This window comes from Pseudomonas sp. CCOS 191 (assembly GCF_001007005.1).
Taxonomy (GTDB): domain Bacteria; phylum Pseudomonadota; class Gammaproteobacteria; order Pseudomonadales; family Pseudomonadaceae; genus Aquipseudomonas; species Aquipseudomonas soli.
The window spans coordinates 4,858,724-4,875,850 of sequence record NZ_LN847264.1 but is presented as its reverse complement, the minus strand read 5'-3'; the positions used below and the strand labels follow the sequence as shown (position 1 = coordinate 4,875,850).

The 17,127-nt window shown below is 62.1% G+C and carries 11 protein-coding genes; 6 read left to right on the top strand and 5 right to left on the bottom strand.

The features are described 5' to 3' along the window. Nucleotides 1–11: 11 nt before the first annotated feature. The 5 genes from CCOS191_RS21735 to CCOS191_RS21715 all read right to left on the bottom strand — a co-directional run bounded on the left by CCOS191_RS21735 (nt 12) and on the right by CCOS191_RS21715 (nt 6,945). On the bottom strand, nt 12–1,439 hold the full coding sequence (locus CCOS191_RS21735) for a di-heme oxidoreductase family protein (protein ID WP_046856957.1): 1,428 nt from the start codon (nt 1,437–1,439) through the stop codon (nt 12–14). A gap of 192 nt (nt 1,440–1,631) precedes the next feature. Next, on the bottom strand, nt 1,632–2,966 hold the full coding sequence (locus tag CCOS191_RS21730) for an imelysin family protein (protein WP_046856956.1): 1,335 nt from the start codon (nt 2,964–2,966) through the stop codon (nt 1,632–1,634). A gap of 159 nt (nt 2,967–3,125) precedes the next feature. After that, the gene (locus CCOS191_RS21725; RefSeq protein ID WP_046856955.1) at nt 3,126–5,177 is read right to left on the bottom strand and encodes a putative bifunctional diguanylate cyclase/phosphodiesterase; all 2,052 of its coding nucleotides are present in this window, start codon (nt 5,175–5,177) and stop codon (nt 3,126–3,128) included. Between the two features lie 333 nt (nt 5,178–5,510). Continuing rightward, nucleotides 5,511–6,107 carry a superoxide dismutase gene (locus tag CCOS191_RS21720; protein ID WP_046856954.1) on the bottom strand — a complete coding sequence of 199 codons (597 nt, stop codon included), beginning with the start codon at nt 6,105–6,107 and terminating at the stop codon, nt 5,511–5,513. A 238-nt stretch (nt 6,108–6,345) separates the two neighbouring features. Beyond that, the gene (locus CCOS191_RS21715; RefSeq protein ID WP_038705505.1) at nt 6,346–6,945 is read right to left on the bottom strand and encodes a LysE/ArgO family amino acid transporter; all 600 of its coding nucleotides are present in this window, start codon (nt 6,943–6,945) and stop codon (nt 6,346–6,348) included. Between the two features lie 124 nt (nt 6,946–7,069). Here CCOS191_RS21715 and CCOS191_RS21710 point away from each other — a divergent pair, with 124 nt between their 5' ends. The 6 genes from CCOS191_RS21710 to CCOS191_RS21685 all read left to right on the top strand — a co-directional run bounded on the left by CCOS191_RS21710 (nt 7,070) and on the right by CCOS191_RS21685 (nt 17,090). Continuing rightward, nucleotides 7,070–7,960: a LysR family transcriptional regulator ArgP gene (locus CCOS191_RS21710; RefSeq protein ID WP_046856953.1), complete on the top strand. Its 891-nt coding sequence runs from the start codon at nt 7,070–7,072 to the stop codon at nt 7,958–7,960. Nucleotides 7,961–8,009: 49 nt separating this feature from the next. Continuing rightward, nucleotides 8,010–9,005, top strand: coding sequence for an NAD-dependent epimerase/dehydratase family protein (locus CCOS191_RS21705; RefSeq protein WP_046856952.1), 996 nt, complete (start codon nt 8,010–8,012; stop codon nt 9,003–9,005). Nucleotides 9,006–9,092: 87 nt separating this feature from the next. Further along, nucleotides 9,093–9,917, top strand: a complete 825-nt coding sequence (locus CCOS191_RS21700; protein WP_046856951.1) for a hypothetical protein — start codon at nt 9,093–9,095, stop codon at nt 9,915–9,917. A gap of 484 nt (nt 9,918–10,401) precedes the next feature. Next, nucleotides 10,402–12,519 carry a hypothetical protein gene (locus tag CCOS191_RS21695; protein WP_156177681.1) on the top strand — a complete coding sequence of 706 codons (2,118 nt, stop codon included), beginning with the start codon at nt 10,402–10,404 and terminating at the stop codon, nt 12,517–12,519. Between the two features lie 60 nt (nt 12,520–12,579). Next, nucleotides 12,580–14,754: a hypothetical protein gene (locus CCOS191_RS21690; RefSeq protein WP_046856949.1), complete on the top strand. Its 2,175-nt coding sequence runs from the start codon at nt 12,580–12,582 to the stop codon at nt 14,752–14,754. 152 nt (nt 14,755–14,906) lie between these two features. Then, nucleotides 14,907–17,090 carry an autotransporter outer membrane beta-barrel domain-containing protein gene (locus CCOS191_RS21685; protein WP_082120476.1) on the top strand — a complete coding sequence of 728 codons (2,184 nt, stop codon included), beginning with the start codon at nt 14,907–14,909 and terminating at the stop codon, nt 17,088–17,090. Nucleotides 17,091–17,127 lie beyond the last annotated feature (37 nt).

The following is a 17,127-nucleotide window of genomic DNA, read 5'->3' as shown; positions in this document are numbered from 1 at the left end:
TCCTTGTGCGTTTAAAGTGAATTCAGGAACGCCAGCAGCGCGGCGCGCTGCTCGGCATTGAAGGTCAGTACATGGTCGCGCGCCGCCTGGGCTTCGCCGCCGTGCCAGAGCACGGCCTCGAGCAGGTTGCGGGCGCGGCCGTCATGCAGGAACTGGCTGTGGCCGCTGACGGTTTCGCTCAGGCCGATGCCCCACAGCGGTGGGGTGCGCCAATCCTGGCCGTTGGCGGCAAATTCGGTGCGCTCGTCACTCAGGCCCGGGCCCATGTCGTGCAGCAGCAGGTCGCTGTAGGGGCGGATCACCTGGTTGGCCAGTTCCGGCTCGGCCGCATTGGCGGCGGTGGTGAATTGCGGGGTGTGGCAGCCCTGGCAACCGGCCTGGTAGAACAGGTTCTTGCCGGCCAGTACCTGCGGCGCATCGACGTTGCGCCGGGCCGGTACGGCAAGGTTGCGGGTGTAGAAGGTGACCAGGCGCAGGATATTGTCACTGACCTCCTTTTCGCCGCCCTGGCCATCGCCATTGGGCGCGGCCAGGCAGTCGACCTGCGCTGCGGTGCAGTCGTCCTTGGGCAACAGGGTGGTGGTCAGGCCCATGTCGCCGGCGAAGGCGTGCACGTTCTGCTGGTTGACGTTGGGCTGTCCTGCCTTCCAGCCGAAGCGGCCGACCACGGTCTTGCCCTGGGCATCGTCCCACACTCGGTTGGCGCGGCCACGGATGCCGTCGCGGTTGTGGTCGTCCGGGTCCTCGTTGGCCAGCAGGTCGGCTTCGGGGATGGCCTCGAGCAGGCCCAGGCCGATCATCGGCGGGGCGACCCGGGCGGAAAAGCGGGTGTCCGGGTGCAGCGGGCCGTAGCCGAGCTGGCTGATCTGCAGGGTCGGGCGGCGCAGCTCGACCTGGTGGCCGTCCGCGAAGGCGACGCTGTGGTTGTCGTAGGTCACGCGGACCTTGCCTTCCGGGGCCACGCCGGGGATGGCCATGTCCTGCAACTGGGTACCGTAGACGGGCTCTGGGACCACGCCCAGGCGCTCGATCACCTGGGCGTAGTACGGCTGGTCAGGGATCGACAGGCGCACCAGCATCGACACCGCGTTGCTGTCGTCTGGCTCCGGCGGATGGCCGCGACCATCGCGCACGTGGCAGTTCTGGCAGGCGTTGGTGTTGAACAACGGGCCGAGGCCATCGCGGGCAGTGGTGGTGGAGGGGGCGATCACCCAGGGGTTGCGGAAGAAGCTGTTGCCCACGGCGAAGTCCAGGCGTCGTTCGGGCGTGAGATTGGCCGAGGGCAGCGAGTAGGCGTTGCGATCGCTGCGCTGCACCGTCGCCTTGCCGCCGGAGAGCGCCTCGCCGGGCTCGGCCTGGGTGAAACGCGGGGCGTCGTCACAGGCGGCGAGGGCGAAGGCCAGCAGCAGGGGGCTTAGGCGGAGCAAGGACATCGACAATCCTGGGCATGGGCGAAAAACCGGCGTGCAAGCTTATCAGGCCGGGGGTGATTGAATAAGAGCAATTTGCAATTGCCAGATGAAATTGGCTTTACCTGGAAATGTCCGCGCCCACCCATTGCGCTCCCGAAGGCATGACACGGAAATGAAAAAGGCGGCCCGAAGGCCGCCTCTGCTGAACCGCAACGCTGATCAGAATTCGTGATCGGCGGTGTCCGGGTTCAGGTTGTCGATGCCCAGCTTGCCCGCGGCCTGCTCGATCGCGCCGGTCTGCTTGACCAGGGAGGCGATGGCATCACGCACGATCTGGTTGCCGGCGGCGTTGTCGGCGGCGATCAGCTGGTCGTAGTGCTCGCCCTTGAGAGCGTGGTCGACGATCACCTGGATCTTGGCTTCGGTGGCTTCCAGGTCGGCCTTGAGGGTGGCGTCGGTGGCCGGGTCGGCCTTGGCCACCAGCGACGACAGGCTCGGGCCGCTCAGCTTGCTGCCGTCGACACGGGTGTACTCGCCCAGGTAGACGTTGCGGATGCCCTTGGCGTCGTAGAAGTGCGAGTAGTGGGTGTTGTCGCTGAAGCAGTCATGTTCGTCTTCCGGCGAGTTGGCCTCCAGCGAGACCTTCATGCGCTCGCCCGCCAGTTCGCCCAGCGACAGGCTGCCCATGCCGAACAGCATCTTGCGCAGGCCATCGTTGGCCGGCTCTTTTTCCAGGCTGGCGCGGTAGTTGTCGGCGACGTTCGGCGCCCAGTTGCCGACCATTTCCTCAAGGTCCTTGACCAGCAGGTCGGTGGCCGCCTTCAGGTAGGCACGGCGACGGTCGTTGTGCCCGCCGGTGGCACCTTTGCCTTCGAGGTAGTCGGAGGCCGGGCGGTTGCCCGCGCCTGGGCCGGTGCCGTTGAGGTCCTGGCCCCAGAGCAGGAATTCGATGGCGTGGTAGCCGGTGGCGACGTTGGCTTCGGAACCGCCCAGCTCGTTCAGGCTGGCCAGCTTCTCGGGGGTGATGTCCTTGACGTCGATCTTGTCTTCGCCCACCTGGATCTCGGTGTTGGCGATGATGTTGGCGTTGGCCGCCGGGTTGCCCAGGGCGTGCTCATAGCTCTTGTCGACGTAGTCGATCAGGCCTTCGTCCAGGGGCCAGGCGTTCACCTGGCCTTCCCAGTCGTCGATGATGGTGTTGCCGAAGCGGAAGACTTCGCTCTGCAGGTACGGTACGCGCGAGGCGACCCAGGCGTCCCGGGCGGCTTTGAGCGTCTGGTCATCGGGCTTGGCGAGGAAGGCGTCGACGGCGGTCTGCAACTGCTTGGCGGTGCTCAGCGAGTCGCTGTACACGGCATGGACCATCTCGGCGTAGTGCTTGACCACGGCCTTGGCGGCGGCTTCATCGACAGCCCCTGGTGCCGCGGTGGTGGTGGCAGCGGCAGGTGCCTGGGCTTGCGGTGCGGCGGCCTTGTCGTCCTTGCCTTCGCCGCAACCGGCGAGGGCGATGGCGATGGCCAGCAGACTGGCGGAGGCCAGAGGCATTCGAATCATTGTTGGTTTCCTGCGTCGTGTGGTTGGACCATGGGTGGACCGTGCGCCGTGGCACGCGAAACCGCAACATCATGCGAAAGATTTGCATTTGCTGTAAAGGGGCGGGCGCGCATTTCATGCAAACGCCCGTTTGCGCTGCTTGGCCAGGTTGGCGTGGGGTTACAGCGCGGAAACCTGGTTGCGTTGGGCCTGCTTGAGGAAGTTGGTCAGTTCGCGTGCGGACAACGGTTTGCTGTAGTGGTAGCCCTGACCTTCATGGCAGCCCTGGGCGATGATGTAGGTCTCCTGTTCGGCGGTTTCCACGCCTTCGGCGATCACCTGCATGCCCAGGCTCTTGCCCAGCTGGATGATGGCGCGAACGATGGTGGCGTCGTCATCGTCGTCAAGCAGGTCCTGGACGAAGCTCTTGTCGATCTTGATCTTGTCCAGCGGCAGCGACTTCAGGTAGCTGAGCGAGGAGTAACCGGTGCCGAAGTCGTCGATGGCGATCAACGCCCCGGAGCGGCGCAGGCTCAGCAAATGCTGGGCGGCGGTGCTGATATCTTCCATCAGGCCGGTCTCGGTGACTTCCAGCTCCAGGCTGCGCGGTGGCAGGCGGTAGGCCTGCAGCAGGTTGTTGACCACCCGTGGCAGCTCGTTGTGGTGCAGTTGCACGGTGGACAGGTTGACCGCCATGCGCAGTTCGCTGAAGCCCTGATCATGCCATTCGCGCAATTGCCGGCAGGCCTGGTCGAGCACCCACTCGCCGATGCTGATGATGCTGCCGTTCTGCTCGGCCAGGGGGATGAACTGGTCGGGCGGGACCATGCCCAGCTCCGGGTGCTGCCAGCGCAGCAAGGCTTCGACGCCGACCACGCGGTGGTCGCGGTAGCTGATCTGCGGTTGGTACACCAGGTACAGCTGGTTGCGCGGCAGGGCTTCGCGCAGGTCTTTTTCCAGTTCGCGACGGCGGCGCATCTCGCTGTCGACGCTGGCGATGTAGAACTGGTAGCGGTTGCGCGAGCGTGCCTTGGCCAGGGTCATGGTCTGCTCGGCCTTTTGCAGCAGCTTCTCGGTGCTGTCGCCGTCCTCGGGGAACAGGGTGATGCCGATGGTGGCGCGCAGGCGGATCTGCTGGTGGTCGAGGTCGAAGGGCGCCTCGAGGTCGTCGAGGATGCTCTGGGCCAGCTCGGCGGCTTCGTAGGGTTGCTCGATATTGGCCTGGACCAGGGCGAACTGGTCGCCGCCCAATCGGGCCAAGGCGCCGAGGCGGCCGCTGTGGGCGCGCAGGCGGTCGGCCAGGGCCAGCAGCAGTTGGTCGCCGACCTGGTAGCTGAACTGCTCGTTGATGCCCTTGAAGTCGTCGAGGCCCACGCACAGCACGGCGACACGGCGTTGCAGGCGGCCACCGTCGACGAGGATCTTGTCCAGTTGCTGTTGCAGTTGCTGGCGGTTGGGCAGGCCGGTGAGGAAGTCGTACTGGGCCATGCGCTGCAGGCTGTTCTCGGCCTCGTGGCGCAGGTGGGTGTTGCGTTCGATGGAGGCCAGCAACTGGTTGGCGGTGTTGACCCAGATGCCCAGTTCGTTGCGCTCGTGCCCCTTGAGCAAGGGGATCTGGTGCTGGCTGGGGCGGTCGGGGTTGATTTGCGTCAGGTGCTCGATGATCTTCGACAGCGGCTTGGTCAGCAGCCAGTGGTACACCAGGTACAGCACCAGGCCCATGGCCAGGGCGCGCAGCACGCCGGAGATGAAGATGATCACCGCGTTGACCAGGAAACCCTCGCCATAGGCGGAGGTGTCGAGGGTGATGCTCAGGTCGCCGTAATATTCACTGTAGGGGCCGCGGCCAACCAGTTGCGTGGTGTAGGTGCGCTCCTGGCCGAGGATCAGGTCGGTCAGCCAGCGCATGGACATGTCCTGCAGTGGCCGGGACTTTTCCGCGAGCATGGTTTCGTTGGGGTGGCCGATGGAGGCCATGCGTACTGAGCCGTCCTGGAACAGGCCTTCCATCACCTGCATGCCCATTTCCCGGTCGAGGCTGTACACCGCCTGCGTCGAGGGGTCGCGGAACATGTCGAGGATGCGCTGGGCGTCGTTGTTCACCGACTGGCGGGTCTTGTAGGCGTCATAGACGATCTGCGCACAGCTGAGTACGACGCCGACAGCCAATGCCGAGAGCAGTACGACCCGCAGCAACTTGACCGATAAGCTGTTTCGGAATTCCAGCTTCAATGGGGTTTCCTTAATCCATGCGCATGCCATTATTTTGCCATCAACCATGGCGACAGACTATCGACCGAATGCCCCGGCAGGCAACACGTCCGTCGACGGATCTGCCCTTGGCTCTATATCGGTTGAGCGGTCATGCGACTTGAGTGCGCTGCGTCAACTTTCCAGAAGGTTGATGTTAGCGCGCTATGCGGGCTGAGCAAGAGCGCGCGGATGGGTTGCAGGCAATTCTGTCAGGTTGGCCCTGGTGGCAGCGAGCTTGCTTGGCGCTAGCGTCATGCCAGGCAACAAAAAACCCGGCACGAGGCCGGGTCTTTTTGCAGGCTTGGCGAACAATCAGGCCGTGAAGACCTTGCCTTCGAACTGCTCGGCAACGAACTTCCAGTTGACCAGGTTCCAGAACGCCTCGACGTACTTCGGACGCAGGTTGCGGTAGTCGATGTAGTAGGCGTGTTCCCAGACGTCGCAGGTCAGCAGCGGGGTGTCGCCGCTGGTCAGCGGGCAGCCGGCGCCGATGGTGCTGGCCAGGGCCAGGGAGCCGTCGGCCTTCTTCACCAGCCAGCCCCAGCCGGAACCGAAGGTGCCGACCGAAGTCTTGGTGAACTCTTCCTTGAACTTGTCGAAGGAGCCGAAAGCAGCGGTGATGGCGTCAGCCAGGGCACCGGTCGGCTGGCCGCCGCCGTTTGGCGACAGGCATTCCCAGTAGAAGGAGTGGTTCCAGATCTGAGCGGCGTTGTTGAAGATGCCGCCCGAAGAGCTCTTGACGATCTCTTCCAGGGTCTTGCCTTCGAATTCGGTGCCTGGGACCAGGTTGTTCAGGTTCACGACATAGGTGTTGTGGTGCTTGTCGTGGTGATACTCCAGGGTTTCCTTGGAGATGTGCGGCTGCAGGGCATCGTGGGCGTATGGCAGCGGCGGCAATTCAAAAGCCATGGTGGATCTCCTGATTCAGGTCTGTTCGCGGTATGCGCAAGGCCGATCACGGGCGGCCCGGTGAGCGTCGGCGAGTTTGTACTCTTTGCGACGCAAGGGCTGGATCATAGCACCGGCCTCGGCGCTTAACCACGCAACATCTATAGGGAATAGAGGTTCCAGAGCGGTTGGCTGGGGCCGACAGGTGGGCTGCGTGACTGTCGCGGCTCAGCGTGGGATACCCGGTTTTTTCGCGGAGTCAGTTGAAGATCAACTGCGCCGCCACCGCGAACATCATCACCGCCACCATCAGGTCCAGCATGCGCCAGGTCGCCGGACGTGCCAGCCATGGCGCCAGCCAGGCGGCGCCGATCGCCAAGGTCGAGAACCATACCAGCGAGGCACTGGCGGCGCCGGCCACGTAGGCGCCGGGCACGGTCTGCTGGGCGCCCAAGGAGCCGATCAGCAACACGGTATCGAGGTAGACGTGCGGATTGAGCAGGGTCACCGCCAGGGCGCTGAGCAGCACCGCGCGGCGCGAACGCATGCCCTGGCCTTCCTGATGCTGCAGGCTCTGTTTCGAGCAGGCGCTGCGCAGGGCCTTGGCGCCGTACCAGATCAGGAACAGCGCACCGCCCCAGCGGGCCACGGCCAGCAGTGTCGGGTTGTGCGCCAGCACCGTGGCCAGGCCGAACACCCCGGCGGCGACCAGCAGCGCATCGCAGACGATGCACAGTGCCGCCACTGGCAGGTGGTGTTCACGGCGCAGGCTTTGTGCCAGGACGAAGGCGTTCTGCGCGCCGATGGCCATGATCAGGCCGAAGGCCACCAGCATGCCGTTGAGATAGCTTTGCCACATAGCGGGAACACTCCACTGGCGCCGATGCGAGATCGGCGCGGGTTGCCAAGAAAGATGTGGCTATTGTGGCTGCTGTGGCGCTATAAGAAAAACAAATAGAGCTGATCAGTCATTAGAGAAATAGATGTTCGATTACAAACTGCTCGCTGCCCTCGCCGCAGTGATCGAGCAAGGTGGTTTCGAGCGCGCGGCCCAGGTGCTGGGGTTGTCGCAATCGGCCGTTTCGCAACGCATAAAGCTGCTCGAGGCACGGGTTGGCCAGCCGGTGCTGGTGCGCGCCACGCCACCAAGCCCGACGGAAGTCGGGCGCCAGTTGCTCAACCATGTGCAGCAGGTGCGCCTGCTCGAGCGCGACCTGCAACGCCAGGTGCCGGCACTGGACGAGGAAGGCACGCCCGAGCGCCTGCGCATCGCCCTCAACGCCGACAGTCTGGCAACCTGGTGGGCCGGTGCGGTGGGGCCGTTCTGTGCCGAGCAGCAGGTGCTGCTCGATTTGGTGGTCGAGGACCAGGACGTCGGCCTGAAACGCATGCGCGCCGGTGAAGTCGCGGCCTGCCTGTGTGGCAGCGAACGGCCGGTGGCCGGAGCGCGCAGTCTGCCGTTGGGCTCGATGCGCTATCGGGCGCTGGCCAGCCCCATGTTCATGGCGCGTTACTTTCCCACCGGGTTCGCGGTCGAGCGCTTGGCCCGTGCCCCGGCAATCGTGTTCGGGCCGGACGATTTCCTGCAGCATCGCTACCTGGCGTCGTTGGGTGTACAGGAGGGTTTCCTGCATCACCTGTGCCCCTCGTCCGAAGGTTTCATGCGCATGACCGAGGCCGGCCTCGGCTGGGGGCTGGTGCCGGAGCGGCAGGTGGCCAAGCAGCTGGCACGTGGCGAGCTGGTGGAAATCTGTGCCGATACCCCCATCGATGTGCCGCTGTACTGGCATCATTGGCGCAACGGCGGGCAGTTGCTCGCCCAGTTGACCGACCACCTGCGCCATTCGGCGCAGAACTGGCTGGTGCCCTTGTAGGCACTTCAAGCGTCAGCTGCATCTGAAATAGAGCAAGGCGGAGTCTTACATGCGAATTCTGGTCACCGGCGCGAGCGGCTTCATCGGCGGGCGCTTTGCGCGTTTTGCCCTGGAGCAGGGCCTGGATGTGCGGGTCAATGGCCGGCGGGCAGAGGGTGTGGAGCATCTGGTCAAGCGTGGGGCGCAGTTCATCCCCGGCGACCTGGGCGACGCCGAACTTGCCCGGCGCCTGTGCCAGGGCATGGACGCGGTGGTGCACTGCGCCGGCGCCGTGGGCACCTGGGGCCGCTATCAGGACTTCCACCAAGGCAACGTGGTGCTCACCGAGAACGTGGTCGAAGGCTGCATCAAGGAGCATGTGCGGCGCCTGGTACACCTGTCGTCGCCGTCGATCTACTTCACCGGTCGCTCGCGTATGGACATCCGCGAAGACCAGGTACCGCGTCGCTTCCATGACCATTACGCGCTGACCAAGCACCTGGCCGAGCAGAAAGTGTTCGGCGCCCAGGAGTTCGGCCTGGAGGTGCTGGCGCTGCGCCCGCGCTTCGTCACCGGTGCCGGCGACGCGAGCATCTTCCCACGACTGATGCGCATGCAGGCCAAGGGGCGCGTGGCGATCATCGGCAATGGCCTGAACAAGGTCGATTTCACCAGTGTGCACAATCTCAACGAGGCACTGCTCAGCGCACTGTTCGTCGAGGACCAGGCCCTGGGCCAGGCCTACAACATCAGCAACGGCCAGCCACTGCCGCTGTGGGATGTGGTCAACTACGTGATGCGCCGTATGCAACTGCCCCAGGTCACCCGCTATCGCTCACCCGGCCTGGCCTACAGCCTGGCGGCGCTCAACGAAGGCGCCTGCCTGCTCTGGCCCGGGCGCCCGCAACCGACCCTGAGCCGCACCGCGGTGCAGGTGATGAGCACGGATTTCACCCTCGATATCAACCGCGCGCGCCAGTATCTGGACTACCGGCCCGGCACCGATGTGTGGGCGGCGCTGGATGAATTCTGCAGCTGGTGGCAGGCGCAACCTGGGCAACGCTGAACCTGTGCGTGGGATGATGGTCATCAGTGCGCCGCCCAGGCGGTTTATACTCATGCCTCTTTGCTACTACCGCGGTTGAATGCACCCATGCGTAACGACGCCCACGATGATTTCGATGATGTGCCGACCCTTCGTGCCGGCACCCCTGATGACGATGAATTGCTGCCTGCCCATGTGGCCCGTAGCCGCCAAAAGGCGGTGCGGCCGCGTAGCAATGGCCCGCTGTGGACATTGCTGGGCGCCTCGTTCATCGCCCTGGCCGGGCTTGGCTGGTGGAGCTTCCAGCAGATCACCCTGATGGAGCAGCAACTGGTCGCGACCCAGGAAAGCTTTGCCCGTATCAGTGAAGAGGCCGCCGGGCGCCTGCAGGTGATCAGCGGCAAGGTCGATGCCAGTGAGTCCAGCAGCAACACCGGCAGCGAGGCATTGAAGTTGCAGATTCGCCAGTTGCAGGCTTCCCTGGCCGAGCAGGGCAAGCAGCAGCTGGGCGTCGCCGGACAGGCGGGAGACCTGGGCAAGCGCCTTGAACAGGTGCTGGCCGATACCCGTGAACAGCAGAAGGCGGTCACCGAACTGCAAAGCCAGTTGCAGGCGCAACTCAAGGCCGTCAATGCCGAGCTGGCCGCACTCAAGTCGGGGCAGGTGGATGGCGGTAAGCTCGATGGCCAGCTCAAGAGCCTGAGCAACGACGTGGCGGCTTTGAAGAAACAGGGCAACCTGAGTGCCGCCATCGAGAGCCTGGAGCAGGATATGCTGGTGCTCAAGAGCCAGGTGGACAATCGCCCGACGCCCACGGCCGGCGGCGCCTCGGTGCAGGAGTTCGATGCCTTCCGCGGGCAGGTAACGCGCAATATCAGCACGCTGCAGAGCCAGATCCAGAACCTGCAGCAGCAGATCAATACACGCCCGTGAGCCAGGTAGCTGTTTGCCTGCCGGTACGTTTTTTTCTGATGTGACGGACCTCCATAGCAGACTGCTCAGCCTTCCGGACTGCGCTGTCGCAAAGGGCGCAGCGTTGCAAGCATCACCAGCGTGGGAGCGGGCTTGCGCCGCAGTGCGGCGTTCGCACAAGCCTGCTCCCACAAGTTATCTGCGCTGCGCTCACGAACGCCACGATATGTTTGAGTGGAGTGTTCAGACATGCAGCGGACCGAATAGCCCCCCTCAATGCGTGCCTCTTCTCAACTACAGACACGCGTAGCCTGCCACCTAGCATTTTTGCCAGGTGCCGAATTTTTCCAAGTTTGTTAAATCTATTGCCGAACGTCGACAGAGCTGCAGGTAAGGGTCGAGTGTGAAAGTTTATATAGTCGATTGGGCAGCCGTACTAGCCTGATGGCCAATGATAAAGGCGTGGATATTTGTTTCTTGGAATGTATCGATTCGGGAGATCTTCATGAATAAGCCAGTGTCCGCTCAGGGTAGTAAACAACTTTTTCAATCTTCAAAGGCACTCCCTAAACGCTCCACGGCTGTTTATCACCGCGGTGTGTTCTTGGTGGATGCCTATCATCCGTTGGAAGTTGCTAGCCTGATCCCGGAAGATCCCGATGCCGCTCCAGGAACACCCGGTGTAGTTCTGCCCGTAACAGCACAGGGCACTAATCTGGCAACGGCGGTCCTTATCTGGGAAAACGCCCTGGCTGGTCAGACTATCGCTCTTATGTTAGATGGGGAGCTGTTGTTGGAGGATGATGAGGAGGACATCGCCTGGCACGATGTACTTCCGGTAGAGGCCGAAGATAGTACCTTCAAGTTCCAACTCTCAGTGCCTGTCAAGTACCTGAATGCAATTCCCCCAGGAACGGAGAAAACGGTCATGCTGGGGTATTCAGTCAGGCAAGTGGGCTCCGATGATTGGTCCGATGGCCCCGTTCGGCCCGTGCGGATCGACAAGCATGCCCCGGGAGGCAGCGAGGGTACCCTGGCGAAGATAAAATTCTCTGATGCAATTGAGGCCAAGGGATACATTCTGCAGCAGGACTTTGTTGCAGGTGTGCTGGAGGCAACCGTTCCGGGATATACGGAGCAGCGTCAATATGACGCAATTGTCGTGACCATCACTGACGGCACCAATACCAGTCCGCCACAGTCAGCCAAGGTTGTTAGTAGTAGTGATGCGACGGTCGTGCAGTTGCCATTGGCGGCATTTGCTACGTTGGCAGATGAAGTGGCCATCACCTTCTCATATATTGTGACTGATCGGGCCGGTAATTCTTCAGTTACTTCAGTGTCGCACGATACTTTGAAACTCTTGCTGAAGGATATCCCGGTCACGCTTGATAAATTGAAGGTGCCGAAGTTTGGCGATGAGGAGGCAACGCCTCAGGTGTTGCTCGACAAGGATGCCTGGGCAGGGGTTAAAGTTGTGATCCCGGAGATTACCGGCATTCACGCCAACGACAAGATTGTCGTGCTGTGGGAGGGAAAACCATCCGACGAACACACTGTGCCGTTTCCACCACCTTCAGGTGATCTGATGGAGATCACGTTGTTGTATGCGCTTACCAGTGGTGGCCCGGAGAACGATGCGGTCAAGGTCGACTATCAGCTGTGGCGCGCCGACTCCAAGATCGCCGAAACGACAACCCCGAACGTGGTCAATGTGGACCTGCGACTGCCTGGTGGGCCTGACCCTGATCCGGAGATTCCGGGGCACGGTAAGCTGAAGCAGGCGACCATCAAAGGTAATGCATCAAACCAGATCGATGATCTGACGCCCGAGGATGTCGAGCAGGGGGCGGTGTTGACAATTCCCTGGACCGACCAGGATGGCAACGATCTGCTTCAGACGGGCGATGCACTGCAGTTTGTCTGGGGAGATGAGGTTGATGACGATAACAACTTCCGCAACGTCTTTGCTCTTGATTCGGTGAGCGAGGACGAAGCAAACGCAGCGGCAGATATTACCCGTGATGTATTGCCGGAATCGTTGGAGACTCAACCGAGTGGCGAGGTGCCGATGACCATCACTGTCACCCGGCAGTTCAACCCGGATCCGGACGCTGACAACAACCCTGCGTTCGCGCCCTTCAAACCTGTCAAGGTCGTTCGCCCCGGAGATCTGCCAGGTGATGGTGCTGAACTTGATTTCCTCGAATTCACTCGCCTCAATAGTCAACTCAACATCGATCGAACCGTTGCCAAGAATGGCCTGCCGATTAGCATCCGACTGTTTAGCGGAGCAAAGCAGGGCGACACGATCCAGATCCATCTCAAGGCGGATGACGGGACGAAGGATGTCCCTGGCAATCCGATCGAAGCGGCTACACAGAATCTCCCTGTGCGTGAGCTCAGTAGCGATGATGTGATTCTTGGGCAGATCACTGCCACGATCGATGAGGAGTGGGCCTACAGGGTCTGTCTGGGCACCGCGACGGTTGAATACACGGCGGACAACTCGATTGGGACCAAACGATCCGGCCACGCGCGCATCTTTGTAGCGATCAGAAAACCAAGCGAACCCTCCTGCCCGTTCCCTGAGCTGCGTTCCAGCGCCCGGAAGCGACGCTGAAGCGGCAGTTGATTGCCACCTCGACAAGCCAAGAGACCACGATCCGTGGAGGGTGAGCGCATGGCAGGATCTAGCGAAAACGGGACGCTTGCACTCCCGGATCTGGTTGTCGATTTGCGGGACGACGGTCATGGAAACGCCGAACTCTTGCCTGTCGAACGGCAGGACGAGGCCCTCACGGTGAAAGTGCCTTGGTGGGAGCATGTCGGCGCTGGCAACGTCATCGCATTGAGATGGGATGGTCAAGTCTTTGAAGGTGTCGCGGGGGCCTACCATGTTGTCACTCCGGAGGAAGCGAATCCTCCTATTGAGCCGGGCCCTGATTTCACGCTCGCTATCCCTGCCAGTTACTGGGATAGCGTCGCCGAAGGCGAGGACAAGCGATTCTTGCTTGGCTACGGGGCCCGGCAGGCTGGTAGTGATGACTGGGAGTTCGCCGAGAACTCCTTTTACGTGCGTATCGACCGGCAGGTACCAGGTGGCTCGGAGGGGGCTCTGGGCAAGGTGGTGTTCCCTGACGAAGTGGAGGCGCGAGGACATATCCTTGAGTCCGACTTCATTGATGGCGTGCTCAGGATCAGTGTCAGTGGTTACGTTGGGCGGCAGTTGGGTGATCAGATCACCCTTACCATGGCCGACGGCGTCGAGTCGGTTTCCGAAGGCCCGTTCAAGGTCGAGAGCGAGACTGCTCCCACCGAGGTCACTCTATCGTTGAAGAAATTGCAGGCCTTGTTCGACAGCATACCGATCAGCTTCACCTATCAGGTGAAAGACCTGACAGGCAATGTGTCCGTGGTCTCGCTTGCCCATGATTCACTGACCCTGCGCCTGACTGAGACGCTGCTTGCGCCCAGGGTAGAGGGCGTCAATGAACGCGATGAACTCGACTTCAATGTGCTGGGCGATGCCCCCGTCAAGGTCATCGTCACGCCCGACTCCGCCTGGCTCGGCAAGACGCTGGAGCTGATCTGGGTTGGTCTTACCGCCAATGACACCTCACTGCCTCCGGTCTTTGACGGAATCGAAACGCTGACGGAGGAAGATCTCGCTGCTGACCTGGAGTTCGAGCTGGACAACAGCCACGCGGCACAGGCGCTGCAGGGCAGCGCCACGGTGCTCTATCGCATCAGCGGCGCGCCCTGGCGCACTTCCGATACCTATACGGTCAAGGTGACCGGAACCTTCGTACTCGAGGCGCCCGAGATCGTCGAGGCCCCCGATCAGTGGCTTGACCCCGAGGCCTTGCCTGAGCAGGTCGCAACGTTACGTATCCTGCCTGGCAAGCACATAAAGGTCGGCGACCAGCTCCTGCTGAAGTGGCACGGGTGCAATGCAGATAACAAACCCATCAATGATCAATGGCCGCTGGAGGTGAAGGACGGCGGGCCGTTCGACCAGATTGTCGGCAAGGACAAGGTAGAAGCACTGCGGGGCGGGTCGCTTGAATTGTCCTATGCCTTGACCTCCAAGGGCGGTGCAGTCTCGCTTTCACCTTCGCGTGGCTGGCGAGTGCCCAATGTACTGCGCCGACCGGAAGTCGAGAAGGCATTCGGTGACGACAAGGACCAGCTGGATTTTCATCAGGACTTTATCGACGCAACCCATGTGAAGGTCACCGTGGCCCGGTACCCCGGAATGAAGGAGAACGAAGAGGTTGCCGTTCGCTGGGTGGGTGAGGAGGAAGAGAGCGGCGTTTGGGCACGCGTCGTCAGGTGGGCGCGCAAGGGGGGCCTCAAACGCACGGACTTCACGTACCAATCACCGTGGAAGAGGGTCGTAACACCGGGTGACCTGGTTTTCGAGGTACCCATCGGCGTACTGATGGCTTTCATCGGCAAGACCGTGTCGGTCAGTTACCTGGTCAAACCGGCAGGAGGTGGAGACGAAGACCCCTCTGATGTGCTCGCTCTCAACGTATTGCCGCAAGCTCGCGACGATCTGCAGGCGCCGCAGTACATGTCGTTCGGCGGTGATGTGCCCAAGTTCTCACTGCGCTACGACGGCATCAAGGCCAACGACAAGGTCGACGTCCATTGGCAGGCTGAAGGTGGTGAGTACAGGAAAGCAACCGTTGAGGTCTACCAGGACGGTCGGTATTTCCTGATCCTCGTCGACAAGGCATGGGCCGAGGCCGACCGCAGGAAAACCGTATTCGCCAACTACTCCATCCTCGTGGACCCGAGCAAACCTGAAACCAGACAGTTTTCGCCAGCCTCGAGCTTCCAGCCCGACTAGGAAAATTCGGCGTATTTCGCTCAATTGAAGAAAAGTCCTACAGAAGTTCCTTGGCTTCTTGCCGACACTGCGCGCTCTTTTTCGCGGTGCCGAGGTCGACCGATCGCTCACCGCTCGGTTAACGATGTCAACAGGAGAGCAATGTGAAATCGATGATTTCAGCGATGCCGTTGAGTGTTGCGGTGGGCCTGTTCAGTGCCATGGCCGGGACGGGGCTGGCCGAGGCGAAGGACCTCGATGGCCAGGACGAAACGGTCAGCACGCCGGTCTCTGACAATTACACCCTGATAAATGGATCGAACCTGGTGATCACGGCCAGTGGTAGTACCGAGGCGATTATCGCTGAGAGCGGTTCGACGGTTACAGTGAACGGTGGGCAGGTAACGGCCTCCGGTGCGGCGGCGGGCATTGCAATGCGCGAAGGCACTCAGGCGTCACTCGACGGAGCGACGGTCACCGCCGGAGCGTCCGGCTACGGGGTCAGTGGGATCAACGCCTCCACCCTTGTCGCGAAGGGCAGCACCATCAGTGGCGGTAGCGGCACGGCACTCAGCCACGGCAGCGTGCTCGAGCTCATAGGCAGCACATTGACCGGCACCCGGCAGATGGGCGCCTACCTCAATGGCTCAACCCTGATCGCCTCCGGCGGTACTGTCATCAGTGGCAAGACCAATGGCCTGAATGTCACTCAGGACCTGGCCGCCGACGGAGGTGGCGGCTCGCAGGTGAGGCTGGATGGCTCCACGGTCATGAGCGAGACCGGAAGCGCCATACTGGTTCGGGCCGCCACTGACGGGACCATCGGCACGGCAACTATCGAGGTGAACAACAAAAGTCAGGTGATCGGTGGCAACGGCAAGATTCTCGAAGTCACCGGCGGCATGACCGCCGATTTCACCGCCGATAACAGCCAGTTGTCCGGTGACGTGGTAGTCGATGACAGCAGCAGCGCCAACCTGATCCTGCGTAACAATGCCTCGCTCAGGGGCAACCTGGTCAATGTCCAGAGCCTGGCCCTGCAGAGCGGTGGCCGCTGGACCCTGACTCAGGATGCCCAGGTGGGAGACCTCTCGCTGGACGACGGCACCGTCGATCTCACCGATCGGGACACCACGCCCGGTTTCAAGACGCTGACGCTCGGCAGCCTCGAAGGCTCGGGCGTGTTCGTGATGGGCATCGACCTGGCCAGCGGTACCGGCGACCTGCTGAAGATCACGGGCACGGCAGAGGGCAATCATCAACTGAGCATCGCCAGCACCGGTGTCGACCCGGTGGAGGGGCAGGCGCCGCATCGTATCGTCGAGACCGGTGGCGGCGATGCCACTTTTGGCCTGTTGCACGATATTGATTTCGGAACCTTCCTCTACACCCTGGAAAAAGGCGACGGCGAGGACAACTGGTACCTGAAGCAGAAGCCCGGCAACGTGCTGACCCCGAGTGCCCATGCGGTGCTGGGCATGTTCAGCGCCGCGCCGACCGTGTGGTATGGCGAACTGTCGTCGCTGCGCAGCCGCATGGGCGAACTGCGCCTGGGTCAGGGTCAGGGCTTGTGGATGCGCAGCTATGGCAACCGCTACAACCTGTCGGCGGGCAGCGCCGTGGCCTACCAGCAGGACCAGAGTGGTGTGAGCTTCGGCGCCGACGGCGCCTTGCCTGGCTACGATGGCCGCTGGTTGCTCGGGGTGATGGGCGGCTACAGCGAGTCAGACCTGGATTACAGCCTTGGTTCTTCCGGCAAGATCAAAAGCTACTATGTTGGCGCCTACAGCACCTGGATGGCCGACAGTGGTTACTACATCGACGCCGTGCTCAAGTACAACCGCTTGCGTAACCGCAACGATGTGGTGATGAGCGATGGTCGCAAGACCAAGGGCGAGTATCACAACGACGGCCTCGGGGCTTCGGTTGAGGTTGGCCGGCACTTCAAGCTGGACGATGGCTGGTATGTCGAGCCGTTCACCCAGCTGTCCGCTTTGTGGGTCGATGGCGACAGCTACACCCTGGACAACGGCCTGCGGGCCGAGAGCGATGGCGCCAACTCGGTGCTCGGCAAGGTCGGTGCGCAGGTCGGGCGCAGCCTGGCGCTGGACAACGGCAGCATCCTGCAACCGTACCTCAAGGTCGCGGCGGCCCACGAGTTCATCAACAGCAACAAGGTGAAGATCAACGATAACCACTTCACCAACGACCTGTCCGGCACCCGTGGCGAGGTGGCGGTGGGCCTGGTGGCGCAGGTCTCGGAAGTGCTGCAGCTGCACGGCGAGTTCCAGTACAGCAACGGCGAGCATATCGAGCAGCCGTACGGGGTCAACCTGGGGTTGCGCTACAACTTCTGATCGCCCGTAGGCATCCACTTGCTGGAGCCTGTTCCTA